The following is a 22,884-nucleotide window of genomic DNA, read 5'->3' on the forward strand; positions in this document are numbered from 1 at the left end:
AAAGCGATGGCGGACCGCTTTCGTTCATTTTCGCGAAAGATTATGGCCAAACACTGCGCTTTGCAAAGGGAGCGCGGAAAACCGTGTCGAAAATCTTGGCTTTGACGCCAAGGATTCGTACACTTGCGCGCAAAGAGACACCGCGCAACGCTAACGCGCAGGGCAGAGAAAGAGCAGAGCATGAACATGGAAATCACCCCCAATGTGATCGCGCCCGTCCAACCACGGCGCGCCGAGGAGACGGGACTGTCACCGGTGATGATGCGCGACATCGTGTTGAAAACGATGTTCCGCACCAACCTCGAACAGGTCTCGCGCCTGTCGCAGGCCTTGGCTTTGCCGGTCTCGGTGACACAGGATCTGGTCGACAGAGCCCGCGAACAGGGCATGGTCGAAGCCACGGGGACGATGCACGCGGGCGCAGGCTCTGAGATGGGGTTTCGCCTCTCAGATACGGGCAAGGCGCGCGCCTTGGACGCGCTCAGCCAGTCGGAATATTACGGCGCCATGCCGATCCCGCTTGAGAAATACGCCGAACAGGTCAAACGCCAATCCGTGCGCAATATGAAGGTGACGCGAGATGCTTTGCTGGGCGCGATGGGGCATTTGATCCTGCCGCCCGATCTGTTGGATCAGCTCGGGCCTGCGGTGGGCGCCGGGCGCTCGATTTTGATGTACGGCCCGCCGGGAAACGGTAAATCCTCTATCTCCAACGGCATTCGTGATGCCTTGGGCGATCTGATCTATGTGCCGCGCGCGATCGAATACAACGGCTCGGTCATTACCGTGTATGATCCGCTGATGCATGTGAAGCGCGAGGATGTGGATGACGATCCAAATGCGCTGCGCAAGACCGCGAACCGCTTCGACCGGCGCTATGTGCGCTGTGAACGTCCCTCGGTGGTGACCGGGGGCGAACTGTCTCTCGACATGCTCGATCTGGTGTATAACCCGACCGCTCGGACCTATCAGGCGCCCTTGCAGCTCAAATCCACCGGCGGGATTTTCATCGTCGACGACCTTGGTCGCCAAGAAGAACCTCCTCAAAAACTCGTCAACCGTTGGATCGTTCCGCTCGAAGAGAGCAAGGATATTCTGGCGCTTCAATCGGGCGAAAAATTCGAAGTGCCCTTCGATACCTTGGTGATTTTCTCCACCAACTTCCATCCGAACAAAATCTTCGATACCGCCGCACTGCGCCGGATTTTCTACAAGATCAAGATCGACGGGCCGGATCAGGCGGGTTTCCTGAAAATCTTCGCCATGGTCGCGCGCAAGAAAAAAATGCCGCTTGATGAAGCCGCGTTGGTCTATCTGTTGAAAGAGAAATACCCGACCATCGACAATGTCTACGCCAACTATCAGCCGGTCTTCCTGATCGACCAGATGATCTCGATTTGTGAATTCGAGGACATCCCCTATCAGATGACGCCCGAACTGGTGGACCGCGCCTGGGCCAACATGTTCGTCGAGGAAAGCGAATTCGCACATTGATGTCGTGCAGCGCTGAAAATCGAAACGCCCCGTAACCGGGGCGTTTTTTTTGAGTATTTAACCCAAAGAGAAAGACGCGCAGTTAGGCACTCGGCCCCAACACACGTTCCTCGCGAGCGATCATGGCATCGACCATCAAGGCCCACATCTGACGCGCCAGGGCGGGCTCGAACCCGGCCTCTTCGGCGCAGGCCTCGACCTTGTCGAGCACATCCTGAACCCGCGCGTCGATCCGTGCCGGCAGGCCCTCCCCCGGCTTCAATTCCGCCGCGCGATCCACATGAGCCTGACGCAGCGCCAAAAGCGCCATGAGGTCGCGGTCGATCTGGTCAATCTGAACCCGCAGATCGGTCATCGTGGCAATCTCTTTAGGCGATTTGAGCATGTGGGCAGTCCTTTTTCTTGGGCTTTAACACGACAGAGCCACTCCGAAAAGACACAGCCGTAGTGAAGGGAAGGAAGCGCAAACGAAAACCGCGCCTCAGTGAGAGACGCGGTTTTGTCCATTTTCAGATCGTTCAGGAGCTGGGCTCAGGTTCCAAGCCACCATCGCTTTTCGGCTTTTTCTTGGTCTTCGGAATCGCCGTGACCGACGGCATATCCTCGTCCTTGCCGGATGCGCCCCCGTCCCCGTCTTCGCCGGGTTGCGGCGGATCGCCCGCGATCACACGTTTGATCTCGTCACCGGTCAAGGTTTCATATTCCAGAAGCCCCAAAGCCAGACGTTCGAATTCCTCGGCATTCTCGGAAATGATCCGGTAGGCCTCCGCATAGCCTTCGTCGATGAAGCGTTTCACTTCTTCTTCGATCAATTCCTTGGTGTGGGCCGAGACGGAGAAGCCCGCGGTGTTGCCGGAATAGCCCTCGGCGGCCTCAGCGTAGTCGACGTTGCCAACCTTGTCCGACATGCCGTAGCGCATCACCATCGCGCGTGCCAATTGCGAGGCCTGCTGGATGTCGCCGACCGGGCCAGAGGACACTTCCTCTTCGCCGTATTTGAAAATCTCGGCAGCTTTACCAGCCATGGTCATGGCGATGCGCTGACGCGCCTCATCCTTGAACATCTGCAGCTTGTCCATCTCTGGCAGGCTCATCACCATGCCCAGAGCGCCACCGCGCGGGATGATCGTCGCTTTATAAACAGGGTCGCATTTCGGCAGTTTCAGACCCACGATGGCGTGGCCCGCCTCGTGATAGGCAGTCTTTTCCTTTTGCTCGTCGGTCAGGACCATGGAGCGGCGCTCGGCCCCCATCATGACCTTGTCTTTTGCCTGTTCGAAATCGTCCATCGTCACCTGACGACGCCCGATCCGTGCGGCCATCAAGGCGGCTTCGTTCACGAGGTTCGCGAGATCAGCGCCAGAGAAGCCCGGCGTACCGCGCGCGATCACGCGCAGGTCGACGTTCGGGCCCAGCGGCACTTTGCGCGCGTGGACGTTGAGAATTTTCTCGCGGCCTTTGATGTCCGGGTTCGGCACGGTAACCTGACGGTCGAAACGGCCCGGACGCAGAAGCGCGGGGTCCAACACGTCACGACGGTTGGTCGCGGCCACAATGATGATGCCTTCGTTGGCTTCAAAACCGTCCATCTCAACGAGCAGCTGGTTGAGCGTCTGTTCGCGCTCGTCATTGCCGCCGCCGTAACCCGCACCACGGGCACGACCCACGGCGTCGATCTCGTCGATGAACAGGATACAGGGCGCGTTCTTTTTCGCCTGCTCGAACATGTCGCGAACACGCGACGCACCGACACCCACGAACATCTCGACGAAATCAGAGCCGGAAATGGTGAAGAACGGCACGCCCGCCTCGCCCGCAATCGCCCGCGCCAAAAGCGTTTTACCGGTGCCCGGAGGACCGACCAGCAAAGCGCCTTTCGGGATTTTGCCGCCAAGGGCCGAGAACTTCTGCGGGTTGCGCAGGAATTCGACGATCTCTTCGAGCTCTTCCTTGGCCTCGTCGATACCGGCGACATCGTCAAAGGTCACGCGGCCTTGTTTTTCGGTCAAAAGTTTCGCACGCGATTTGCCAAAGCCCATCGCACCGCCTTTGCCGCCGCCCTGCATGCGGTTCATGAAATAAATCCAGACACCGATGATCAGGAAGATCGGCAGGAAGGACAGAACGAACGGCATGATGCCGCTTTCTTCCTGCGGCTCGCCTTTGACTTGCACGCCCTCTTCCAAAAGCTGGGACACGAGACTGTCGTCACCCGGGTTGATCGTGTATTTGCGCCGGTTGTCTGCACCGGTGAAATACACCCGCTCACCGTCGATATCGACGGAGGTGACGGTGCCGTCATCCACCTTCGACATGAATTCGGAATAGGGTACGACTTCCGACGACATGGTGTTCTGACTGCCGCCCAGCACCTGAAACAGGGCCAGAACGAGCATCAAAAGCACGAGCCAGAAGGCGAGATTACGTGCGTTGCCCAAGGGGATCTCCTCGAAATAATCTGGGGTCGCACCCATGAAGCATACCACGGGCGCGAAGCTTACCCCTTAAAATAGGCATCCACGCCCCAAGTTCAATGCGATAAAAGCGATGTATAGAAACCAGCTTTCGGGTGGATTAACCGCGCGTGGGCCACACCATGGCCCGCAAGAGGTGCCGAGATCAGCGTATTGCCGTCAAAGACCGCAGGAGACGCCGCCAATGTTTCGCGCGGCGGCGCGTCAGCGGGGCGTTCGCCAAGTTGTAATAACCCGTCTTCGCCCAAGGCGCGAATGATGAACTCTTTGTTATCAACACCTTCGATGATCCAGCGCCCGTCCCAAACGCCCCCCCGCAGCGCCACGGCACCCGCAACAGCGGCATGCTCACGAGTCAGGCGAAAGCTCTCTTTACCACCCAAAAGACGCACACCATGAAGCGTCGCATCGCGTCCGCGCATCATGGCGGAGAGAAATTCCTGAAGCTTCATCCCCCTCGGGCCATAATCCGCCGAGGCAATCCACCGCAGGGCGGCGGCAACAAGGCGGCGATTCACTTCGGGCGAGCCTTCGGCGAAACGGCGGCGGTCGATGATCAGATCGCCATGTTCTTCGCGCACGCATTCGAGCGCGTGATCATGCGTGGCGAAATCCAGAGCCGAACGCACCTGGCCCAGATGATCCATCACCCGACCCACCACATGCACATCGATGCCCAGTTTCGTGAGTTCCTCCATCGCACGGCGTGCTTTGACGCGATCGAACGCCTCATCGTCATTCGACGGGTCGTCGATCCAGGGCTCGCGCAGCTCACGCAGATATTGCCGCAACTCGAAGCGTTCCTGCATCAACAGGGGCCGCACCCAAGTGATGCCATCAGAGATCCGCCGCCGCTGCATCCCGGTCAACCCGTCGATGCCGGAGGCCCGCGCCAGACGCATGAAAAATGTCTCTGCCTGATCGTCGGCGGTATGCGCCAGCGCGATGGTGGAAATGCCGCGCGGCTTGGCCCATTCGGCCATCAAGCGATAGCGCGCCCGTCGCGCGGCATCCTGTAGATTTCCCGCACCATTGTAGCCGGACCAGTTCAGCGTGGTGTGTTTGACCTTGAGCCGCTCGGACACCTCGGCGACAAATTGCGCCTCATGCGCGGCCTCGGGGCGCAGCCCGTGGTTGACGGTGACGGCCTCAAGCTTGATCCGCTCTTCCGCCGCCCATTCCGCCATCAGATGCAAAAGCGCCAGACTGTCGCCACCGCCCGAGACGGCAACGGCCAGATGGTCGGGTTTGTCGAAAGAAAACGCGCTGGCCACGAAATGCCGCAGCATCGCCCGGTTCGCCGCTTTTTCTTCCATATTCAGACCTTTACAGTGAGCACCCGCGCAGAGACGCGTCGGTCTGGGCCTGAATTGCCGCTTGAGAACCCGGGAAACGCGCGATGACTTCGCCGAACATGACACAGCCTTTGTCGGTCTGGCCCAAATCGCTCAAAGCGCCCGCCAGACGCAGCAAGGCATCCGGTGCCCGGTCGCCTTCGGGGCTCCCGGAGAAGCTGTCGAGATAGGCGCGCGCTGCATCCGCCGTTTGGCCCGAGGCCGACAGGGCCTCTCCGCGCATGAAATGCGCCTCGCCGGTCAAATATCCGCCGGTGTAGGTCTGGGCAAAATTCGCGAAAGCGTTGGCGGCTTCGGGGTATTTCCCGTTGGTATAAAGCGCCATAGCCGCATCGAAATCGCTTTGCTCGGACAATGCGAGATCACCCCCGCCATCCATCGGCGGCTCGATCCCCGGAGACGGCACGACCACATCTGTCGCGCCCGCCTCGCCCCCAATGGGTTTCAGCGGCGGCAGGTTGCCAATGTCACAGCCCGCTTCCAACTCGCAGAGCCGGAAGTTCAGGTCGTCCAATTGGTTCGTGCCATCGCTCACAACGCGGTCGATGCGGAATTCCAATGCCTCGATCTTGGCCGTCAGATTGGCCAATGCCGCTTCCATCAAATCAACCCGCTCCAGCGTCCCCGCCCCCGCAAACTGCGTGTTGGGCGCGCCGGTGGTGGAAAGCTCACGCTTCAGCGTGTTGATCTCGACGGAAAGCACAGCGGCTTCCTGACGAATATCGGCCAGCGTCTGCGCGTCCTGCGCAATGATCGGGGTGCCGAGCGTTAGGGCGCTCAGCGTGGCGGAGAGGAGGAGGGCTTTCATCGTGACCGGTCCTTACATGCCCGCGCCAGCGGCCAGCACCGTCACCGCACGGCGGTTCTGGCTATAGCAAGACTCGTCGGAACAGATCGCGAGCGGACGTTCCTTGCCATAAGGAATGGTCTTGAGACGCGACGGGTTCACACCCTGGTTGATCAGATATTCCTGCACGGACGCTGCACGACGGGCGGAGAGCGCAAAGTTGTAATCGCGTGTGCCTTGCTCATCCGCGTGACCTTCGATGATCGCGGTATAGGCCGGGTTCATCGACAGCCAGTTGGCCTGACCGGCCAGCACGGTGCGCGCCTCATCAGAAAGCGTGGATTGATCCACCGCGAACAACACGCGGTCGCCGATGGTCTGGTTGAAATACGCAACCGAGGTCGGATCAGAAACCGAGCCCGCCAGCGCGCCATTGGCACCAGCGCCGCCAGCCCCATTCGCACCGCCACCTGCGCCGAACCGGCCGGGGTTGGTACAGGCCGACAGGCCCAGAGCTGCAATCAAAAGGACGGCACGCGAGGTGCGGGAAGTGAGAATATTGGACATGAGGATCTTCCTTTGCGGAAACTCGAAACTGCTCTTCGGTTGGACTATAACACCCTCCCCGCAACTTGGGGAGGGTCGCTTATTTATTTCAACGAGGTCATTTCAAAAGCGGCGACCAGGCCGCATCAGAGGCACCCGCATTGGTCGGCACGCGCTTGAGATTGCGGCCAGAAATATCCACTGTGTAAAGCGCGCTGGCGCCTGACGCCCCTTGGCTTTCACGGGTGAACATGATCACACGACCGTTGGGCGCCCAGCTCGGACCTTCATCAAGGAAAGACGCGGTCAACAGACGCTCCTCGGAGCCATCCGTGCGCATCACGCCGATGTGGAAGCGACCTTGGTTTTGCTTGGTGAAGGCGATCAGATCTCCCCGCGGCGACCAGACCGGAGTGCCATAACGCCCCTTGCCCGCCGAAATACGCCGCGCTTCGCCGCCATTTGCGGGCATGATGTAAAGCTGCTGCGTGCCGGAGCGGTCGGATTCAAAGACGATCTGCGAGCCGTCGGGCGAGAAAGACGGCGCAGTCTCGATCGCCGGCGTATTGGTCAGACGCACGTTCTGCCCCGTCGCAATGTCCATGCGATAAAGATCGGTGTTGGTGCCAGTCGACATGGAGTAGACGATGGACTGGCCATCCGGCGAGAAGCGCGGCGCAAAGGTCACAGCTTCGGCAGGCACTGGCAGACGCGTGCGCGTCACCGTACCCACATCGAGCATCATGATCTGCGGCGTGCCGTTTTCATAAGATGTGTAGAGCACCCGGTCGCCGGTCGGCGAGAACCGCGGCGCGAACACGATGAAATTGTCGTCGGTGAGATACTGAAGCCCCGCCCCGTCGTAATCCATCACACCGAGACGTTTCAGACGGTCGTTCTTCGGCCCGGTCTCGGACACAAACACCACACGGCTGTCGAAATAGCCACCTTCGCCGGTGATCCGGGAATAGACAACATCGGCCACCTTGTGCGCGATCCGGCGCCAGCTGGTGGTCGAACCGCCCAGTTGCAGACCCGATCCCAAAGGCGCTTCAGCATAGATGTCGAAGACACGGAACTTCACCGAAAGGTTGCCCGAGGCATCCATGCCGACAGCACCCGTCACGAGGCCCTGCGCGTTGATCGCCCTCCAATCCGCATAGGACACGGGCGCGCTGAAATTGGTGACCTGCGAGATATGCGCCGAGGCAGGGATCTCACGGAACAACCCGGTGCCAACCAGATCGGCGGCGATCACTTGGGAGATTTGTTGTGCGTATTCTGCGGCTTGTGGCGTCTCGGCGATGAAATCCGGCAGCGCGAGCGGCAGGGGCTCGATCACACCACGGGTAATGTCGAGCTTCAGGGGACCTGGGTCCTGTGCCTGCATCGGCGCAGCTCCGAAAGAGAGTGCGCAGGCAAAAGCACAGGCAAGTGTCGTCAGGCGTTTCATTTGTACCTCATCTGTTCGGGATCGAACGTCATTTCGATATTGCGCCAATGCGCGTATTTTTCCACCGGCAACGGAAAACCGCTTGCTCCACAGCGGATTATCGCCCGTCGGGCCACTTCGAACGCGGCTGTCGCGCCCGCCTCCGAGCCGCCCGAATGGGACAAGAGCTTGATGGAGCCGTTCTGCGGCGTGCCATCTTCGTTCATCTGGACACCGACGGTGATCACGGTGCGCATCGCCTCCGTAGACATGGCGCCGACGTTCCAACATTGCGACACAGCCACACGCATGCCTTCGCGTTCGCCAGAGGTGAGCGGCGGACCAGCCGGGCGTTCGGGCGCGGCAGGCGTGGCGCTTTCGGCGGCCAAAGCGGCAGCTGCCGCAGCGGCGGCTTCGGCCACAGCATCGGAATTGTCCTGCCGTGCCTGTTGCGGCTGCTCTTGCGGCTGTTGTTGCGGTTGCGGTTCCGGCTCTCGCGCAGCTTCAGCCGCCTGAGCGGCCAGATTCGCCGGACGCGATTTCGGGCGCGGCGACGAGGTCATACCCGATGGTCTTTCGGCCTCCGTCACGATCTCCGTCGTGGTTTCCTGCGGGGCTGCCTCTTCAACCGGCTCCTCGACCACCTCGGGGCTTTCGCTGTCTTCAGACGCGGCTTCAACCGGTGCTTGGGAAATCTCCGGCTGCGGCTCGGGCGCGGTCACGACCTGATCGGAAATGCGCGGCACCGGACGCGGTGTCGGGCGCTGATCCGGTATATCGGGCAAATTCGCGCCGGGGTCTTCGAGAGAAATCTCCGGCTCGGCCTGCGGCGTGGGCGGGGTCGGCGTCACCTCGACGGGTGGCGTCACACTGGTTTGCGGTTCCGGCGGTGCGTCGGGCACATCCGGCGGCGGCGTCACGGGTGGCGTGCTTTCGGGCGAGGCCTCTTGGGTCGGGCGCACGTCAGGCGCGGCCTCGGTTTGGGGTGCCTGCAATTGCTGCGCCTCTTCGAAATTCTCGGGCGCCGTGCTGCGCTCGACCATGGCGGCGAATTCGGCCTCAGAGATCAGCGCGACCTCTTGCACGGACACGTCCTCCGGTCTCTCGGGGCGCAAGAACAGCCCCCCGAAAAGCATATAGGCGATTAGGCCAAGATGGCCCGCCCCAGAGATATATTGGCCCGCGTTCACGCCGACTGTTCCCTAGTTTCCAGTTTAGTTTCCGGAGCCGTCAAGGCGGGGTCCGCCCTGTTCGGTCACGAGGCCGATCGAGCGGAACCCGCCCGCATTGAGCGCGCCCATGACCTGAGCGACACGCTCATAGGGCACCGATCCGTCGGCGCGCAGGAAGATTTTGTCATCGTTGCGCTCAGCAGCGATGGCCTGAAGCTTGGTCACCAGATCACCCTCGGGAGTCTCGTTTTCCATCAAGAGCACCTGCCCATCGGCGGTGAGCGTGATGGTGAGTGGCTCCTGTTCCTCTTGCGGCAAAGCGGTCGCCGCAGTTTCCGGCAGTTCCACCGGCACGCCGACGGTCATCATGGGGGCTGCCACCATGAAGATAATCAAAAGCACGAGCATCACGTCGACGAAAGGCGTGACGTTGATCTCGCTCATCGCTGCGGGGCGACGGCGACGTCCGCGACGCCCGCCTCCGCCCGATTTCTGTACCACACCCGCGCCCATCTCAGCTGTCCAGTTCCCGCGACAGGATGGTCGCGAATTCGTCGGCAAAGGCTTCGTAACCGCCCAAGATGCGGTCGCTGTCGGCGTTGAGTTTGTTGTAGAAAATCACCGCCGGAATAGCGGCCAGAAGGCCAAGCGCCGTGGCCAAAAGCGCCTCCGCAATGCCCGGCGCCACGACGGCCAAGTTAGTGGATTGCGCCATGGCGATGTCTTCAAAGGCGGTTTTGATGCCCCAAACCGTGCCGAACAGGCCCACGAAGGGGCCAGTCGACCCAACGGTCGCGAGGAAAGACAGACCCGAGGTCATCTCTTCGCTCTCTTTCGCGATGGCGACATCCATCGAACGGTCGATGCGCGATTGTGCACCCGCGATCAGCCCGCCATCGGCTTTGTGAGAGCGGCGCCATTCGGTCATGCCAGCGGCAAACACCCGCTCCGGCGCAGACATCGGCCCATTGGAGATTTGGTCGTACAACTCGTCCAAAGGCTCGCCAGACCAAAAGGCCTGATCAAAGGCGGCAGCTTCCGCGCGGGCCTTTTTGAACGCGATGAATTTCTGGATGATGATCGACCATGACCAAAACGAGGCCACGATCAGCATCAGCATCACGATTTTCACGGTGAAGGTTGCGCGCATGAAAAGCGCCAGCAAGGAGAAATCGATCTCCTGCGCCATCGCAAGGGTTGTCTGGTCCATGAACCTGCTCTTTTAATCGCCTGTCGGCCGCATTTACTCGGCTCTCATCATTACCCGAGATTCTATCCTATCCACAGGGGCTTCGCCAACACGAACATGTGACACTCGTGCTAGATTTTCGGATTTTTGGCGATTTTGGGGAGGCTTAGTGCAGATTTCGGCGGAGAACCGCCGGAAGACGCGCAGGATGGCCCGTCGCGGTGAGCGCCACGAGGGTGACCTGAGCGACGAAAAGCTCTTCTTCGCCGCGTTTGACCTTTTGGCTGACCACAATCCGGGCACCTGTCATGGCCTCAAGCGAGGTCTCGACCACCAGATCGTCATCGAATCTGGCCGGAGACAGGTAATCCGCCTCGACGCGCCGAACGGCGAAGACAATGCCCTCTTCTTCCTTGAGCTTGACCTGATCCACGCCCAGGTCGCGCACCCATTCAGTACGACCGCGTTCGATGAATTTGAGGTAATTGGCGTAATAGACGATGCCCGCGAGATCGGTGTCCTCGTAATAGACATGGACAGGGAGCGTGTGGATCATCTGACGGGCCTTTCGTTTTTTGCGACCCTAGGGCGCGAGCGGATAGCTCGCAAGGGTCTCATATTGCGCTGCCTCATGGCTCAGCACAGAGTGCACCATGTCGAAACTCGGCGCTTGGAATTTGGGCCAAGAGAACGCCCCCTGCGCCGCGATCAGATGTTCCAACTCCTGATGTTCGCCGGGATGCAGGCGGTTGAACCGGCGCAGCGTGATATGGGGACGGAAACGCTCGTGCGACAACTCAATCCCGACCGACCGCGCCGCCTGCCGTATCTTTTTGTGCAAGGCGGTCAGCGCTTCGTTCGGTTCAACATTGGCAAAAAGCAGGCGCGGTTTGCCACCGCCGAAGACATCGAGGCCTTTGATCTCGATCTCCGGCGCGCGTGAGGAAAAGCCGGACAATTCCTCATGCAGCTCCGCCAGAACCTCCTCGGGCTGATCATCCAGAAAAGCCAGCGTGATATGCATATTCTCCGCAGGCACAGCGCGCCCAAAGCGCAACCCCATAGCCAGAGTGTCCAGCCGATCCGTCAAATCGTGCGGCAGAGGGAGGCCGACGAAGGCTCTCACCCCGCGATCACCCGAGCATAGAGCCTAAGCGCGTGTGACGCATCCCGCGCCGCATTGGGCAGCATCGGATCGTAGGCCGCACGAAGCACATTCGCCACATCCGGTCGAACCACCGTACCCTCGGAGGTCTCGGCCAGCGGGCTGTCTTGGGTGAACTCGACATCCGACCACAACAGCATCGCCTGCACCGCCTGAGACAGTGCAATCACCTCGGCAGGCACCTCATCCATCGCGCCGCCCATGCGCACGAAGGTGAAACAGGCCTTGATCGCGCCTTGATCGTCAAACCGGAAGGCCCGGTATTGATGCGCGCCGCGCTCCTGAAGTGTCGCTACCCGCGCCTCAAGATCAGGGATCAGATCGCCCATATGCGGCACGTCCAACAGCTCCGCCCAATCGGACAGGAAAAACACCATGAGGTTCGTGCCAAGCTCGGGGTCCATCTCCTCGATACGATGCCCTGCGATGGCGACACAGGCCTCGATCGCGGATTTCACCGTCACCAAAGTCTCATCCTCGACGCCAAAGACCACGGGCGCAATCGGCCGCCCCCAGCGCGCAAAGACGTAATCGCCATTCGAGCGGGTGAAAAACTCTTCGATCCGGTCCGGGGTGATGTCCGTCATTTGGCTCTCTCGCGTCACAGGGTTTCGCCGCTCTTTTGCAACAGGGTGGCTTGCGCAGCAACCCCTGCCCCGCGTAGCTTGGCCGCGAAAACGAGACGAGGCGCATCATGAGCAAGACAATCTACATCCTGAACGGTCCCAACCTGAACCTTCTGGGCAAACGCCAGCCGGAGATTTACGGCGCCGACACGCTCGAAGATGTCGAAGCCCTCTGTGCGACCGAGGCCGCCAGCCACGATCTCGACATCGTCTTCGCCCAGTCGAACCACGAAGGTGAAATCATCGAGATGATCCACGAAGCCCGTGACAAAGCCGCAGGCATCGTCATCAACCCTGCGGCCTATACGCATACTTCGGTGGCTATTCTCGATGCATTGAACACCTTCGAAGGCCCGGTGATCGAGGTGCATATCTCTCAGGTCCACAAACGCGAAGCCTTCCGCCATCATTCCTATGTCTCAATGCGCGCAGATGCGGTCATGGCGGGCTGTGGCGTCAACGGCTACAAACTGGCCGTGGCGCAGATGGGGCATTTGTTGGGGTAAGCTCACTCAACGTGACCGGCAAACACCTGAATGATCGCTTGCGGCAGCGGCTGGTTTTGCGCATCGCCATAGATGCGCAGCCCCGCCAGCGGATCAGCGGCCGCGCGGCCAATCACTGCCACCAAGGCATGTCCATCCCGGCGCATCGCCAACGCCCCTTTGAGATGCCCGCAGGCATTGGCCTTACACCCCTGCGCCACAAGCCAGTCGCCCTCCCACTCCAAGACGCTTGCCTGTTCAAAAAGTGCTCTGAGTTCCAACAACCCAATGGGTCCGACTGCCGCAAGGAACCGCCCCTCCCACGCAGGATCGTTGACCAAGAGCTTTGGGTGCCTCCCCTCCCATTGGGCCACTTGGGTAAAGCCCAGTGATTTTGACGGAGCCCGCGCCTCATGGATCTCACGTCCTTCGAGCCAGTAGCGCAGATCCCCACTCTGCCCCGGATCGGTCGCAGGAGAGATTACCTCGATCCCTCGCTCCGTCATCTGAGCTTGCGCATTGTCGTGGCATGTCCCGAATGGCTCCGACACCCAGACCGGATCAGCCCCGGCATCGACATAGGCCCACATCTTGGGACAGGCCGTGCCGCCCGACGCCAAGAGGATGAGCAAGAGATTTCCGTCCTGCGCGGCAATGTCGAGATGATCCACGGCAAGCGGCAGATCGACGGGCGCGTCTGCCAGATAAAGCGCATCTGCGCCAATCGGCGCGAGCGGCAGGATTTCAGCGACGCCCGCAGAGGTTTCCGCGCGATCCATCGCCATAAACGCAAAGGGCAAAACACTTGCGACAATCGACAAAAAGAAAACCCGCATAGCCCCTCGCCTCTTTCCGTGGCTCAAATACTCACTTTCCGAACAAATCCGACTGATCCGGCGCTTTCGGGGCCTCGAGCCCCAGATGCCGCCAGGATTTCTGCGTCAACATCCGCCCGCGCGGCGTGCGTTGGATCAGGCCCTGTTGCAAAAGATAGGGCTCGATCACATCCTCAATGGCATCTCGCGACTCCGAAAGTGCCGCCGCCAAAGTTTCCACCCCCACAGGCCCACCACCGTAATTCTCTGCAATCATCCCGAGATACCGTCGGTCGGCCCCATCAAGGCCCAAAAGGTCCACACCCAGACGCGTCAGCGCGCCGTCGGCCAATGATTTGGTAATCCGCCCGTCGCCCTCGACCACGGCGAAATCCACCACGCGGCGCAAGAGCCGCCCGGCGATCCGGGGCGTGCCACGGGCGCGTTTCGCGATCTCATGCGCGCCATCAGGCTCCGCAGGAACACCCAACAGACGCGCACCACGGGTGACGATCTCATGCAGCTCTTCGGTGGTATAAAACTGAAGCCGCGTCGGGATGCCGAAACGGTCACGCAAAGGTGTGGTCAAAAGCCCGAGCCGCGTGGTCGCGCCGACCAGGGTAAAGGGCTGCAACTCGATCCGCACCGTGCGCGCGGCGGGGCCTTCGCCGATCACCAGATCGAGTTCAAAATCCTCCATCGCCGGGTAAAGCACCTCTTCGACCACCGGGTTCATCCGGTGTATCTCGTCGATGAAGAGCACATCGCGGGCTTCGAGATTGGTCAGGATCGCCGCCAGATCGCCGGCTTTCGCCAAGACCGGCCCGGAGGTCATCTTGAAATTCACCCCCAACTCGCGCGCCATGATCTGCGCAAGCGTGGTTTTACCAAGGCCCGGTGGACCATGGAACAGCACATGGTCCATCGCCTCCTCGCGCATCTTGGCAGACTCAATGAACACACGGAGGTTGGCGCGGGCCTCTTGCTGACCGATGAATTCCTCAAGCGCCTGCGGGCGCAAGGCGCGATCTGCGTCTTCGGTTTGGCGTTCGGGCCGCAATGTCGGGTCTGGTTGATCCATCGGTTACCCTTTCGGCGCGAGTAGGCGCAACGCGGCTTTGATCAGGGTGGAGGTGTCCGCCTCGGGCGCGTCCTGCGCGGATTGCGCCACGGCCTGCGCCGCGTCCGACGGAGAATAGCCGAGGTTTTGCAGCGCGGACAACGCCTCGGCCTCTGCGCTCGCATTGGCTTTGGCAGGGGCTTTCTTCGGCGCGGGTTTGGCGGTGGGCGTGGCGCTTTCAATCACCTCGACTGTCTCGGGCGCTTCCAAAGCCTCCGACAGCTTGCCGCCCATCGACATCACCGTGGGTGCCTTGTCTTTCAACTCATTGACCACACGCTGCGCGATCTTCGGTCCCACGCCTGGTGCGGCCTTGACCGCCGTCCAGTCGCCCAGCGCAATCGCCCGCCCTGTCGCCTCCGGCCCCAAGGTGCCGAGGATGGCCATGGCGGCTTTCGAGCCGATGCCCTGCACGGAAATCAACAAGCGATACCATTCCTTTTCCAAGAGTGAGGTAAAGCCAAAGAGTTGCAGGTTCGTCTCCTGCACCAGCATATCAGTGTAAAGCGCAACCGGCGCGCCGCGCCCCGGAAGGGACATCCGCGTGCGCTCGGAAATATAGACGATATAGCCGACGCCGCGCACGTCGATCAGGACATGATCCGTGCCAATATAGTCGATGACACCGGTGAGTTTGCCGATCATGAGGCGGCCTTTCTGAGCGCGTCTTGCAGCCGCGACGACGATTGCGCGTGGTAAGAATGCGTGATCGCGATGGCCAGCGCATCGACCGCATCGGGACCTTCGAGCTTCGCGCCCGGCAGTTGCAGCTTGATCATATGTTCGACCTGTTGCTTGGCCGCGTGGCCAACACCTACGACGGTCTTTTTCACCGCGTTGGGGGCGTATTCACCGATGGGAATGCCCGCCCGCGCAGGGACCAGCAACGCGACCGAGCGCGCCTGCCCAAGTTTCAGCGTCGCAACGGCGTCCTTGTTGACAAAGGTCTGCTCGACGGCGGCGCTATCGGGGCGGTAGGTCTCGACGATAGCGGTAAGCTGATCGAAGAGCGACAAAAGCCGCGTGGCGAGATCATCGGAAGAAGCCGAGCGGCAGATGCCGTTGGCGACATGGCTGATACGCGGGCCTGCGACATCGATAATGCCCCAGCCCATATTGCGCAGCCCGGGGTCGATGCCCATCACACGCATAGTCTCACCTGCTCGTTTTATTCGTTAAGAATGAGTTAGCACGAAACGAGAACATTTGCCAAGACTGGTTTGCCTCCAGCCACTTATTTCAATGGCAGAGCGAAGACTCAGCCAAGCGCAGCGTGTCATGCAAATGCAGGACCTCTCGGCCCGCCCTATCAGGCACCGTCAGGCGTGAGCATCAAAAGAGGCGAAAGCCCGCACTGGAGGCGCGGGCTATGACGTGGAGAGGTCCCGGAACGGCAAATTGAGAAACAGCCGTTCAACTCAAGAAGAGAGATCCCGGACTCTCTCTGATGTCAGCTCAGAAGCATCTTGCCCTGAAGCGCCAACCAGATGGTCAGATCATCGGCATGCATCACCCAAGCACCAGCGCGTTCGATCGCCGTGCCTTCGGCCAGCTCAGCCACACGTGCGCCATAGGTCGAGGCGCCAAGGGTGGCATAGAGCACCGCTTTGAACAGAATGACCCCAGCCAAAGCCACGAACAACAAATGGATCGGACGCCGCAAACCGCGACGACGCGGGCGAGCGATGATCAGCCCGTCCTGATTAACGGAATAAATGACACCCTTATTCAAGGCACGACGCCGCGCCTCGATCCGGGTCAAACGTTTATTCAATTGCTGCGAACCGGCATACGGCATAGCAGCCTCCCCATACAAACTACATCGGCCCCACCGACCATGACATAATTAAGGCAGAATATGTCAAAAATGGGGCAAGCCTGGTGAGGGGAAGATTTTGCCTCCTTTATGAGGCGTTGCGCTCCATTGTCAGCGTCGTCCAGTCAACAATCTCCTGCCGATCGACCAGATTGAACCCGGTACGTGTATAAACCTCGACGACCTCATCGGCCTGCGGATTGAGAATTCCGGAGAGAATCACATGGCCGCCAGGTTTGACGTTGCCCGCCATATCAGGTGCGAGCGCCACCAACGGGCCCTTGAGAATGTTGGCGAATACGAGATCGAAGGGCGCTTTTTCGGCGAGAACTTCATGGTTAAAGCCAGCAGCTTCCAGACAGATGACGCGACCCGAGAGATCATTGGCATCGACATTCGATTGTGCGACCTCTACAGCCACCTCGTCGATGTCGGAAGCATAGACGATCTGGTCGGAGATCTTCGCAGCCGCCATCGCGAGAACGGCGGTACCGCAGCCGATGTCGGCCACGTTGTCAAAGCTTTTGCCCTCGCCCATCAGACGATCCAGCGCCTTGAGACAGCCCAGAGTGGTGCCGTGATGCCCGGTGCCAAAGGCCATGGCGGCCTCGATCAAAAGCCCGATCTTGTCCGCGGGCAGTTTGTCGACGTCATGCGAACCGTAGACAAAGAAACGACCGGCCTCGACTGGGGCCAGATCGCGACGCACTTTCGCGACCCAATCGGTTTCCGGCAGTTCAGAGATGACGAAATCCGGCGCGTCATTGGCCTTAGCCAAAAGCGCCAGCGCGATCTCATCGGGCGCCTCGGTGAAATAGGCGCCAACTTCCCAGAGACCCGAACCGTCCTCGATCTCGAAGACCCCCACGCCCGTGGGTTCCGGGTCGAGAAACTCCAGCGCCTCGCCAATGGCTTCGGCGGGGGCTTTGCCGCGGGTCTTGGTAAAGGCGGTGAAAGTGGTCATGGCTGCACTCCGAAATGGGCTTTGCCTTCGCCATAAAGCGAAGCCGCGCTTTACTCAAGCGCGGCTCTGGATTTTACAGATTGGATGCGGCTCAGTCGGCGTGCCCCTGCGGCTCCACCGGGTCCGTCCATTCAATCGACCGTCCCATTGACAGCCCCACCGGACAGCTCACCCCGGTGCCGCCGATACCGCAATAGCCGCTAGGGTTCTTCGCCAGATATTGCTGGTGATAGTCCTCGGCATAATAGAACTTGCTAGCAGGCAGAACTTCGGTCGTGATGGCGCCGTAACCTTTGTCCTGCAGCAACACGTTATAGCCCGCCAGCGAGGCCTCCGCCGCCGCGCGCTGAGCCTCGGAGGTGTAGTAGATGCCGGAGCGATATTGCGTACCGCGATCATTGCCCTGCTGCATGCCTTGGGTCGGGTTGTGGCCCTCCCAAAAGACCTTGAGCAGCTCGGCGTAGCTGACTTTCGACGGATCAAAGATCACGCGCACCACCTCATTGTGACCGGTCTGGCCGGTGCAGACCTCTTCATAGGTCGGGTTCGGCGTATAGCCCGCCGCATAGCCGACGGCGGTGTTCACCACTCCCGGCACCTGCCAGAACTTGCGCTCGACACCCCAAAAACAGCCCATGCCAAAAATCGCCTCTTCGCAGCCCTCAGGCACATCGCCCTCAAGTGGCACGTGCAAGACAAAATGCTCCGCCGCAGTCGGGATCGGATCAGGACGCCCCGGCAAGGCGGCGTCTGGCGTGGGCATGGTAAGTTTCTTGGTCAGGGCAGAGAACATGGCGGGCTCCATCATGGCGTTTCGCTCTCAATATAGAGTGCAAAACGCCAAGCACCAAGTTACTCCGCCGGCTCGCTCAGAACCGCGCTTTCGCGCACCAGCGGCAGGAACCGCCATTCATTGCCCTTTTCCGGGTGACGCGGGATGAGTGCGGCCAAACCGAGAGAGGCCATCGCCATGCCTGCGGCCAGCGCAAACACCCCGCCCGGAGAGGCCACCCAGAGATAGCCCAACAGAGCCGGCAGGAAGACCGCCGCGATATGGTTGATGGTAAAGGCAACGGCTGCCGTAGGCGCGATGTCTTCCGGATCGGCGATCTTTTGGAAATAGGTTTTGAGCGCGAAAGCGAGGCCAAAGAGCATATGGTCGATCACGTAAAGTGCTGCTGCGATGAGAACGCCCCACCCCAGCCAGTAAATCCCACCGTAAGCCAGGAACACCAACGTCAGACCGATGTATTCCAGCATCAAGACAAAGCGCTCGCCCTTGCGGGACACGACTTTGCCCATGAAGGGCGCAATCACCATGTTGGCGACATAGTTGATCAGAAACAGTGCGGTGATCTCATGCACCTCGAAACCGAATTTCTCGACCATCATAAAGGCCGCGAAGACGACAAAGATCTGTCGCCGCGCGCCGGACATGAATTGCAGCGCGTAATAGAGACCATAGCGACGTTTCAGGACGATTTTCTTGGCCTGCGGATTGGGCGCCTCGAACTGCGGATAGGCGGTGAGCGCGAAAATCGCGACCGCTGCCGTAAAGCCGCCCGAGACCACGTAGACCAGCGCATAGGACAGATCGAAGGTCTTCCACGTCAAGACCAGCACCCCATAAGCCACAAGAGAGGCGGCAGACCCCGCCGCCATCAAACGCCCGATCACGATCGGCGCACGGTCTTTCGACAGCCATTGCAATTGCAGCGACTGATTCACCGTCTCAAAGTAGTGAAAGCCGATAGAGGACAGCATGGTGACCGTCAAAATGCCGCCAAGCGAGGGAAAATAGGCGGTCACGGCGGTCGCCACGCCCAAGAGCAAGAGCGACACGATGCCCAGCACCTGCTCGCGAATGAAGATGATCAGCGCGATCACCCCGATGGCGAGAAAGCCCGGAATTTCGCGGATCGTGTGCAGCCAGCCGATCTCGACTCCTGTGAACCCCGCCACCTCGATGACGAAATTGTTCAACAATGCGTTCCATGTGGCAAAGGCCACCGGCATGGCGAAGGCCATCAGGAACAACAACCCCTCGGGCCTGCGCCATAGCGGCAGGTTCGGGGTCTCGGAGAGGGGGATCGGTGAGCGTGTCATAGATTTGCTTTAGGGGGCAAAAACGATTTTGAATAGCCAGAAATCCCGCACACCCCCTTCTGCCACAGCCGAGCAGAGGTATGCCCAAAACATTCACATATGCAAAATCATGTGACTCAAATCAAAGCGCAGCTATAGTTCTCCCTTAAAATAGCCGGAATTTGCCTGTGGGAGGAGCAGATCATGGATATTTTGACTCTCGTCGAGGGGATCGGCGAAAGCCCCTCTGCGGCGATATTCGGCCTGATCACCGGTCTCATTTTTGGCGTCTCCGCACAGCGTTCTCAATTCTGTCTACGCGCGGCAACGGTCGAGTTTGCCCGCGGACGCCTTGGTCCCAAAGTTGCTGTCTGGTTCCTGACGCTCTCAACCGCCATCGTCTGGGTGCAGGGCGCGCAGATGTTGGGGCTGTTTCGCGGCGCGGACGCGCGTGTCATGGCCGTGCCCGGATCATGGTCCGGCGCGGTGATCGGCGGATTGATGTTTGGCGCAGGCATGGTCCTGTCGCGCGGCTGTTCAGGACGGCTTTTAGTGTTGGCCTCTACGGGCAATCTGCGCTCAGTGGTCTCAGGGCTGATCTTTGCGGTTACTGCTCAGATGAGCCTGCATGGCGTCTTGGCGCCTTACCGCGACAAGCTGGCATCTCTTTCGATCACACCCGGCGGTGAAAACGTCAATCTTCTGAATGCGCTGCATCTGCCGGAGGGCACGGGACTGGTGCTAGGGCTGGCCTTTGCCGCCTTGGCCTTGATACTGGCGATCAAGAACCAGATCGGCCCGAAAACCTGGATCTTTGCCTCGGGCGTGGGCTTTGCCGTCGCGGTCGGTTGGGGCCTTACATGGTCCTTGGCGCAGGTCGCTTTTGATCCCGTTCCCGTGACCTCCGTCACCTTCTCCGGCCCTTCCGCCAACACATTGATGTTCTTTCTCGACCTCAACGCGGTGTTGGAATTCGACGTGGGCCTCGTGCCCGGTGTGGTCGTGGGAGCCTTTGTCGCCTCGCTCCTCTCCGGTGAGTTCCGCTGGCAGAGCTTTGACTCCGTTCCCGTCATGCGCAAATCCATGGTCGGCGCGGTGCTCATGGGCTTCGGCGCCATGCTCGCGGGCGGTTGCGCCATCGGCAACGGCGTCACCGGCAGTTCGGTTTTTGCCGCCACCGCCTGGCTCGCCCTGTTCTGCATGTGGATCGGCGCTATTGTCACGACGCTCGTCGTGGACCGCGAGGCCGATCCGGCGCTGGCGTGCTGATCAGTTGACCGCGACGGGTTGATAGCCACTGGCAATCTGCGCCTTCATGCCCCCGTCGATGGAGATGATCCGGTTCGGCAACTTGCCCGCCAAGGCCTGCGCCGCGCGCGCTGTGCGGTTGCCGGAGCGACAGATCAGGATCAGGTCCTGCCCTTCCGACAGCTTCGGACTGATTTCGGCCAGAAAACTATCGGCGCTTTCAAAGGTCACAAGCTCCGCACCTTCAATCACACCGGTCTCGGCCCATTCCTCGGGCGTGCGGATGTCGACGATCAGACCGCCCTCGGCCTGCATTTGCGCCACGGTCATAATTTTATGGTCGTAGTCCACACCCTGCACGGCTCGGGTCTGAGACGCGCGCAACAGGCCGAACCCCAGCGCCACAACGGCAGCGCCTCCATAGACGAGAAAACGGCGTTTGGTCGGATTCATGTCTCACTCCTTTGATCGGTCATTCCGGTCATATCAGCCCGCAGTCCTACCGCAAGTGGGCATTCTGACGCTTTCCTTTCAGACCCTCACAGGATAGCTAAAGGGCAGCGATGCATGAGGAGCCGATATGACCCGCCTGATCCAAACCCTGTCCGAAATCTCGACCGATTACGATGCGCTTTTCGTCGACCTTTGGGGCTGTGTCCACAATGGCGTCACGGCGTTTCCCGAAGCCTGTGCCGCATTGCAAACCTACCGCGCGGGCGGCGGCAAAGTCGTGCTCGTGACCAATTCCCCGCGTCCGTGGCGCTCGGTCGCGCAGCAGATCAAAGAGTTCGGCGTCCCAGAGGACGCCTATGACGCCATCGCCACCTCCGGCGATTCCGCACGGATGGCGATGTATCTGGGCGTCGTGGGAGAGAAAGTTCACCACATCGGCGATATGTTCAAAGACGACTTCATGCAGCCGATGGACATCGTCACGGATGAGGCCGTCGAGATCACCGAAGTGCCGCTCGAAGAGGCCGAAGGCATCGTATGTTCCGGTCCCGAGGACCCGCTGGCCGACCCGGAGATTTACCGTCCGCAGTTCCTCTATGCGAAACAAAAGGGCCTGAAACTTCTCTGTGCCAACCCCGACATCGTGGTGGATCGTGGCGAGGTGCGGGAATGGTGCGCGGGCGCTTTGGCTGCGCTTTACACCGAAATGGGCGGTGAGAGCCTCTATTTCGGCAAACCGCATCCGCCGATCTATGATCTGGCCCGCCGCCGCTTGGCCCAGCTCGCCCCCATCGACGACAACCGTATTCTCTGCATCGGCGATGGCATCGGCACGGATGTGATGGGTGGCATTGGCGAAGGGCTGGACGTCTTGTTCATCACCGGCGGCTTGGCTGCCAAAGAATTCGGGCCCGATCCGGTAAACCCTGACCCGGAGCGGCTCAAGATGTGGCTTTCGGAACATAACCTGTCACCGACGGCAGCGATTTCGTTCTTACGCTGAGGTGTGAGTATTTCAGGCAAAAAGTAAACAAGGCGCTGGAGTGGATCCCGCGCCTTTTTTTGCGCACCCCTCATGACATCGCCACGAAACTTATTTCCAATATCTACGTCGTCATAAAAATTTTCTTGCGCGCAATATTGTTTCTCTCTCGATTTTCCGCTATGCTGCACCGCAACATCAAGAAGGAATCGGAGCGCATGTTGGACAATCAGCCCCGCGGAACCATCTGTATCGAAGACATCGAGATCGGCATGACGCGCTCTTTGCGCAAGGTCATCACCGATCACGACATTGAATTGTTTGGGGAGGTCTCTACCGACCGTAACCCCGTGCATTTCGACGATGCCTATGCCAATGACACGATTTTCGAAGGCCGCATTGCCCATGGCATGCTGACCGCCGCTCTGATTTCCGCCGTGATCGGAGAGCAGCTTCCCGGTCATGGCACGATCTACATGGGCCAGACGCTCAAGTTTCTGGCACCTGTGCGCCCCGGCGATACGGTTCTGGCCGAGGTCACGGTGACCGACATCATCCATGCAAAACGCCGTGTTGCCCTTGAATGTCGCTGCACCGTGGGCGATACCGTTGTCTTGAAAGGCGAGGCCATGGTGCTTGCGCCGAGCCGTAAATTCGACTGACGACGCGAGGGGCG

At 60.1% G+C, this 22,884-nt stretch carries 26 protein-coding genes; 5 read left to right on the plus strand and 21 right to left on the minus strand.

Features of this window, described 5'->3' with window-relative positions:
* Window positions 1–180 precede the first annotated feature (180 nt).
* Window positions 181–1,494 carry an ATPase gene (locus J5Y17_RS15020; protein ID WP_219786143.1) on the plus strand — a complete coding sequence of 438 codons (1,314 nt, stop codon included), beginning with the start codon at window positions 181–183 and terminating at the stop codon, window positions 1,492–1,494.
* A gap of 82 nt (window positions 1,495–1,576) precedes the next feature.
* Here the strand turns inward: J5Y17_RS15020 and J5Y17_RS15025 are convergent, their stop codons facing one another.
* The 12 genes from J5Y17_RS15025 to J5Y17_RS15080 all read right to left on the minus strand — a co-directional run bounded on the left by J5Y17_RS15025 (window position 1,577) and on the right by J5Y17_RS15080 (window position 12,201).
* Window positions 1,577–1,879, minus strand: a complete 303-nt coding sequence (locus tag J5Y17_RS15025) for a chorismate mutase (protein ID WP_219786144.1) — start codon at window positions 1,877–1,879, stop codon at window positions 1,577–1,579.
* A gap of 133 nt (window positions 1,880–2,012) precedes the next feature.
* Window positions 2,013–3,968, minus strand: coding sequence for an ATP-dependent zinc metalloprotease FtsH (gene ftsH, locus J5Y17_RS15030; protein ID WP_219786146.1), 1,956 nt, complete (start codon window positions 3,966–3,968; stop codon window positions 2,013–2,015).
* 56 nt (window positions 3,969–4,024) lie between these two features.
* Window positions 4,025–5,284 (minus strand): tRNA lysidine(34) synthetase TilS, encoded by a 1,260-nt coding sequence (tilS, locus tag J5Y17_RS15035; protein WP_219786148.1) that lies wholly within the window; start codon window positions 5,282–5,284, stop codon window positions 4,025–4,027.
* A 10-nt stretch (window positions 5,285–5,294) separates the two neighbouring features.
* On the minus strand, window positions 5,295–6,131 hold the full coding sequence (ybgF, locus tag J5Y17_RS15040) for a tol-pal system protein YbgF (protein WP_219786149.1): 837 nt from the start codon (window positions 6,129–6,131) through the stop codon (window positions 5,295–5,297).
* A 12-nt stretch (window positions 6,132–6,143) separates the two neighbouring features.
* Complete coding sequence (gene pal, locus J5Y17_RS15045) at window positions 6,144–6,677, minus strand: peptidoglycan-associated lipoprotein Pal (RefSeq protein WP_219786151.1); 534 nt, start codon at window positions 6,675–6,677, stop codon at window positions 6,144–6,146.
* Between the two features lie 97 nt (window positions 6,678–6,774).
* Complete coding sequence (tolB, locus tag J5Y17_RS15050; protein WP_219786153.1) at window positions 6,775–8,109, minus strand: Tol-Pal system beta propeller repeat protein TolB; 1,335 nt, start codon at window positions 8,107–8,109, stop codon at window positions 6,775–6,777.
* Window positions 8,106–9,278 (minus strand): energy transducer TonB, encoded by a 1,173-nt coding sequence (locus J5Y17_RS15055; RefSeq protein ID WP_219786155.1) that lies wholly within the window; start codon window positions 9,276–9,278, stop codon window positions 8,106–8,108. The genes tolB and J5Y17_RS15055 overlap by 4 nt, the downstream gene beginning before the upstream one ends.
* A gap of 24 nt (window positions 9,279–9,302) precedes the next feature.
* Window positions 9,303–9,773 carry a protein TolR gene (gene tolR / locus J5Y17_RS15060; protein WP_219786156.1) on the minus strand — a complete coding sequence of 157 codons (471 nt, stop codon included), beginning with the start codon at window positions 9,771–9,773 and terminating at the stop codon, window positions 9,303–9,305.
* A 1-nt stretch (window position 9,774) separates the two neighbouring features.
* Window positions 9,775–10,470, minus strand: a complete 696-nt coding sequence (gene tolQ, locus J5Y17_RS15065) for a protein TolQ (RefSeq protein WP_219786158.1) — start codon at window positions 10,468–10,470, stop codon at window positions 9,775–9,777.
* 145 nt (window positions 10,471–10,615) lie between these two features.
* Complete coding sequence (gene ybgC / locus J5Y17_RS15070; RefSeq protein ID WP_219786159.1) at window positions 10,616–11,005, minus strand: tol-pal system-associated acyl-CoA thioesterase; 390 nt, start codon at window positions 11,003–11,005, stop codon at window positions 10,616–10,618.
* A gap of 27 nt (window positions 11,006–11,032) precedes the next feature.
* Window positions 11,033–11,575 (minus strand): RNA 2',3'-cyclic phosphodiesterase, encoded by a 543-nt coding sequence (thpR, locus tag J5Y17_RS15075; protein WP_219786161.1) that lies wholly within the window; start codon window positions 11,573–11,575, stop codon window positions 11,033–11,035.
* Window positions 11,572–12,201, minus strand: coding sequence for a hypothetical protein (locus tag J5Y17_RS15080; protein ID WP_219786163.1), 630 nt, complete (start codon window positions 12,199–12,201; stop codon window positions 11,572–11,574). The genes thpR and J5Y17_RS15080 overlap by 4 nt, the downstream gene beginning before the upstream one ends.
* 107 nt (window positions 12,202–12,308) lie before the next feature.
* Here J5Y17_RS15080 and aroQ point away from each other — a divergent pair, with 107 nt between their 5' ends.
* Complete coding sequence (aroQ, locus tag J5Y17_RS15085; RefSeq protein ID WP_219786165.1) at window positions 12,309–12,746, plus strand: type II 3-dehydroquinate dehydratase; 438 nt, start codon at window positions 12,309–12,311, stop codon at window positions 12,744–12,746.
* A 2-nt stretch (window positions 12,747–12,748) separates the two neighbouring features.
* On the opposite strand, the gene J5Y17_RS15090 is transcribed toward aroQ, so the two are convergent.
* The 8 genes from J5Y17_RS15090 to J5Y17_RS15125 form a co-directional block, all read right to left on the minus strand.
* The gene (locus J5Y17_RS15090) at window positions 12,749–13,561 is read right to left on the minus strand and encodes a hypothetical protein (RefSeq protein ID WP_219786167.1); all 813 of its coding nucleotides are present in this window, start codon (window positions 13,559–13,561) and stop codon (window positions 12,749–12,751) included.
* Window positions 13,562–13,592: 31 nt separating this feature from the next.
* Window positions 13,593–14,621 carry a Holliday junction branch migration DNA helicase RuvB gene (gene ruvB / locus J5Y17_RS15095; protein WP_219786168.1) on the minus strand — a complete coding sequence of 343 codons (1,029 nt, stop codon included), beginning with the start codon at window positions 14,619–14,621 and terminating at the stop codon, window positions 13,593–13,595.
* Between the two features lie 3 nt (window positions 14,622–14,624).
* The gene (ruvA, locus tag J5Y17_RS15100; protein ID WP_219786170.1) at window positions 14,625–15,305 is read right to left on the minus strand and encodes a Holliday junction branch migration protein RuvA; all 681 of its coding nucleotides are present in this window, start codon (window positions 15,303–15,305) and stop codon (window positions 14,625–14,627) included.
* Window positions 15,302–15,811 carry a crossover junction endodeoxyribonuclease RuvC gene (gene ruvC, locus J5Y17_RS15105; protein WP_066705966.1) on the minus strand — a complete coding sequence of 170 codons (510 nt, stop codon included), beginning with the start codon at window positions 15,809–15,811 and terminating at the stop codon, window positions 15,302–15,304. Before ruvC ends, ruvA begins: the two co-directional genes overlap by 4 nt.
* Window positions 15,812–16,110: 299 nt before the next feature.
* On the minus strand, window positions 16,111–16,458 hold the full coding sequence (locus J5Y17_RS15110) for a hypothetical protein (protein ID WP_219786172.1): 348 nt from the start codon (window positions 16,456–16,458) through the stop codon (window positions 16,111–16,113).
* 106 nt (window positions 16,459–16,564) lie between these two features.
* A complete protein-coding gene (locus tag J5Y17_RS15115) occupies window positions 16,565–17,440 on the minus strand; it encodes a 50S ribosomal protein L11 methyltransferase (protein WP_219786173.1) in 876 nt (291 codons plus the stop codon).
* A gap of 91 nt (window positions 17,441–17,531) precedes the next feature.
* Window positions 17,532–18,233 (minus strand): peptide-methionine (S)-S-oxide reductase MsrA, encoded by a 702-nt coding sequence (msrA, locus tag J5Y17_RS15120; RefSeq protein WP_219786175.1) that lies wholly within the window; start codon window positions 18,231–18,233, stop codon window positions 17,532–17,534.
* Window positions 18,234–18,292: 59 nt separating this feature from the next.
* Entirely contained in the window at window positions 18,293–19,546 is a 1,254-nt protein-coding gene (locus J5Y17_RS15125) for an MFS transporter (RefSeq protein ID WP_219786177.1), read from the minus strand.
* A 183-nt stretch (window positions 19,547–19,729) separates the two neighbouring features.
* Here J5Y17_RS15125 and J5Y17_RS15130 point away from each other — a divergent pair, with 183 nt between their 5' ends.
* The gene (locus J5Y17_RS15130) at window positions 19,730–20,794 is read left to right on the plus strand and encodes a YeeE/YedE family protein (RefSeq protein WP_219786179.1); all 1,065 of its coding nucleotides are present in this window, start codon (window positions 19,730–19,732) and stop codon (window positions 20,792–20,794) included.
* Here J5Y17_RS15130 and J5Y17_RS15135 read toward each other — a convergent pair whose 3' ends face one another.
* Window positions 20,795–21,226 (minus strand): rhodanese-like domain-containing protein, encoded by a 432-nt coding sequence (locus tag J5Y17_RS15135; RefSeq protein WP_219786181.1) that lies wholly within the window; start codon window positions 21,224–21,226, stop codon window positions 20,795–20,797.
* Window positions 21,227–21,353: 127 nt separating this feature from the next.
* On the opposite strand from J5Y17_RS15135, the gene J5Y17_RS15140 reads away from it, so the two are divergent.
* Both J5Y17_RS15140 and J5Y17_RS15145 read left to right on the plus strand, forming a co-directional pair.
* Entirely contained in the window at window positions 21,354–22,229 is an 876-nt protein-coding gene (locus J5Y17_RS15140; RefSeq protein WP_219786182.1) for a TIGR01459 family HAD-type hydrolase, read from the plus strand.
* 197 nt (window positions 22,230–22,426) lie between these two features.
* On the plus strand, window positions 22,427–22,870 hold the full coding sequence (locus J5Y17_RS15145) for a MaoC family dehydratase (protein WP_219786184.1): 444 nt from the start codon (window positions 22,427–22,429) through the stop codon (window positions 22,868–22,870).
* Window positions 22,871–22,884 lie beyond the last annotated feature (14 nt).

Source organism: Celeribacter sp. PS-C1, from assembly GCF_019429625.1.
In the GTDB taxonomy this organism is placed as follows: Bacteria; Pseudomonadota; Alphaproteobacteria; order Rhodobacterales; family Rhodobacteraceae; genus Celeribacter.

Excerpts from the sequence above, each read along its gene's own strand:
- J5Y17_RS15020 (WP_219786143.1), top strand. The coding sequence starts at position 181 with ATGAACATGGAAATCACCCCCAATGTGATCGCGCCCGTCCAACCACGG.
- J5Y17_RS15025 (WP_219786144.1), bottom strand. The coding sequence starts at position 1,879 with ATGCTCAAATCGCCTAAAGAGATTGCCACGATGACCGATCTGCGGGTT.
- ftsH (WP_219786146.1), bottom strand. The coding sequence starts at position 3,968 with ATGGGTGCGACCCCAGATTATTTCGAGGAGATCCCCTTGGGCAACGCA.
- tilS (WP_219786148.1), bottom strand. The coding sequence starts at position 5,284 with ATGGAAGAAAAAGCGGCGAACCGGGCGATGCTGCGGCATTTCGTGGCC.
- ybgF (WP_219786149.1), bottom strand. The coding sequence starts at position 6,131 with ATGAAAGCCCTCCTCCTCTCCGCCACGCTGAGCGCCCTAACGCTCGGC.
- pal (WP_219786151.1), bottom strand. The coding sequence starts at position 6,677 with ATGTCCAATATTCTCACTTCCCGCACCTCGCGTGCCGTCCTTTTGATT.
- tolB (WP_219786153.1), bottom strand. The coding sequence starts at position 8,109 with ATGAAACGCCTGACGACACTTGCCTGTGCTTTTGCCTGCGCACTCTCT.
- tolR (WP_219786156.1), bottom strand. The coding sequence starts at position 9,773 with ATGGGCGCGGGTGTGGTACAGAAATCGGGCGGAGGCGGGCGTCGCGGA.
- tolQ (WP_219786158.1), bottom strand. The coding sequence starts at position 10,470 with ATGGACCAGACAACCCTTGCGATGGCGCAGGAGATCGATTTCTCCTTG.
- ybgC (WP_219786159.1), bottom strand. The coding sequence starts at position 11,005 with ATGATCCACACGCTCCCTGTCCATGTCTATTACGAGGACACCGATCTC.
- J5Y17_RS15080 (WP_219786163.1), bottom strand. The coding sequence starts at position 12,201 with ATGACGGACATCACCCCGGACCGGATCGAAGAGTTTTTCACCCGCTCG.
- aroQ (WP_219786165.1), top strand. The coding sequence starts at position 12,309 with ATGAGCAAGACAATCTACATCCTGAACGGTCCCAACCTGAACCTTCTG.
- J5Y17_RS15090 (WP_219786167.1), bottom strand. The coding sequence starts at position 13,561 with ATGCGGGTTTTCTTTTTGTCGATTGTCGCAAGTGTTTTGCCCTTTGCG.
- ruvB (WP_219786168.1), bottom strand. The coding sequence starts at position 14,621 with ATGGATCAACCAGACCCGACATTGCGGCCCGAACGCCAAACCGAAGAC.
- ruvA (WP_219786170.1), bottom strand. The coding sequence starts at position 15,305 with ATGATCGGCAAACTCACCGGTGTCATCGACTATATTGGCACGGATCAT.
- ruvC (WP_066705966.1), bottom strand. The coding sequence starts at position 15,811 with ATGCGTGTGATGGGCATCGACCCCGGGCTGCGCAATATGGGCTGGGGC.
- J5Y17_RS15110 (WP_219786172.1), bottom strand. The coding sequence starts at position 16,458 with ATGCCGTATGCCGGTTCGCAGCAATTGAATAAACGTTTGACCCGGATC.
- J5Y17_RS15115 (WP_219786173.1), bottom strand. The coding sequence starts at position 17,440 with ATGACCACTTTCACCGCCTTTACCAAGACCCGCGGCAAAGCCCCCGCC.
- msrA (WP_219786175.1), bottom strand. The coding sequence starts at position 18,233 with ATGTTCTCTGCCCTGACCAAGAAACTTACCATGCCCACGCCAGACGCC.
- J5Y17_RS15125 (WP_219786177.1), bottom strand. The coding sequence starts at position 19,546 with ATGACACGCTCACCGATCCCCCTCTCCGAGACCCCGAACCTGCCGCTA.
- J5Y17_RS15130 (WP_219786179.1), top strand. The coding sequence starts at position 19,730 with ATGGATATTTTGACTCTCGTCGAGGGGATCGGCGAAAGCCCCTCTGCG.
- J5Y17_RS15135 (WP_219786181.1), bottom strand. The coding sequence starts at position 21,226 with ATGAATCCGACCAAACGCCGTTTTCTCGTCTATGGAGGCGCTGCCGTT.
- J5Y17_RS15140 (WP_219786182.1), top strand. The coding sequence starts at position 21,354 with ATGACCCGCCTGATCCAAACCCTGTCCGAAATCTCGACCGATTACGAT.
- J5Y17_RS15145 (WP_219786184.1), top strand. The coding sequence starts at position 22,427 with ATGTTGGACAATCAGCCCCGCGGAACCATCTGTATCGAAGACATCGAG.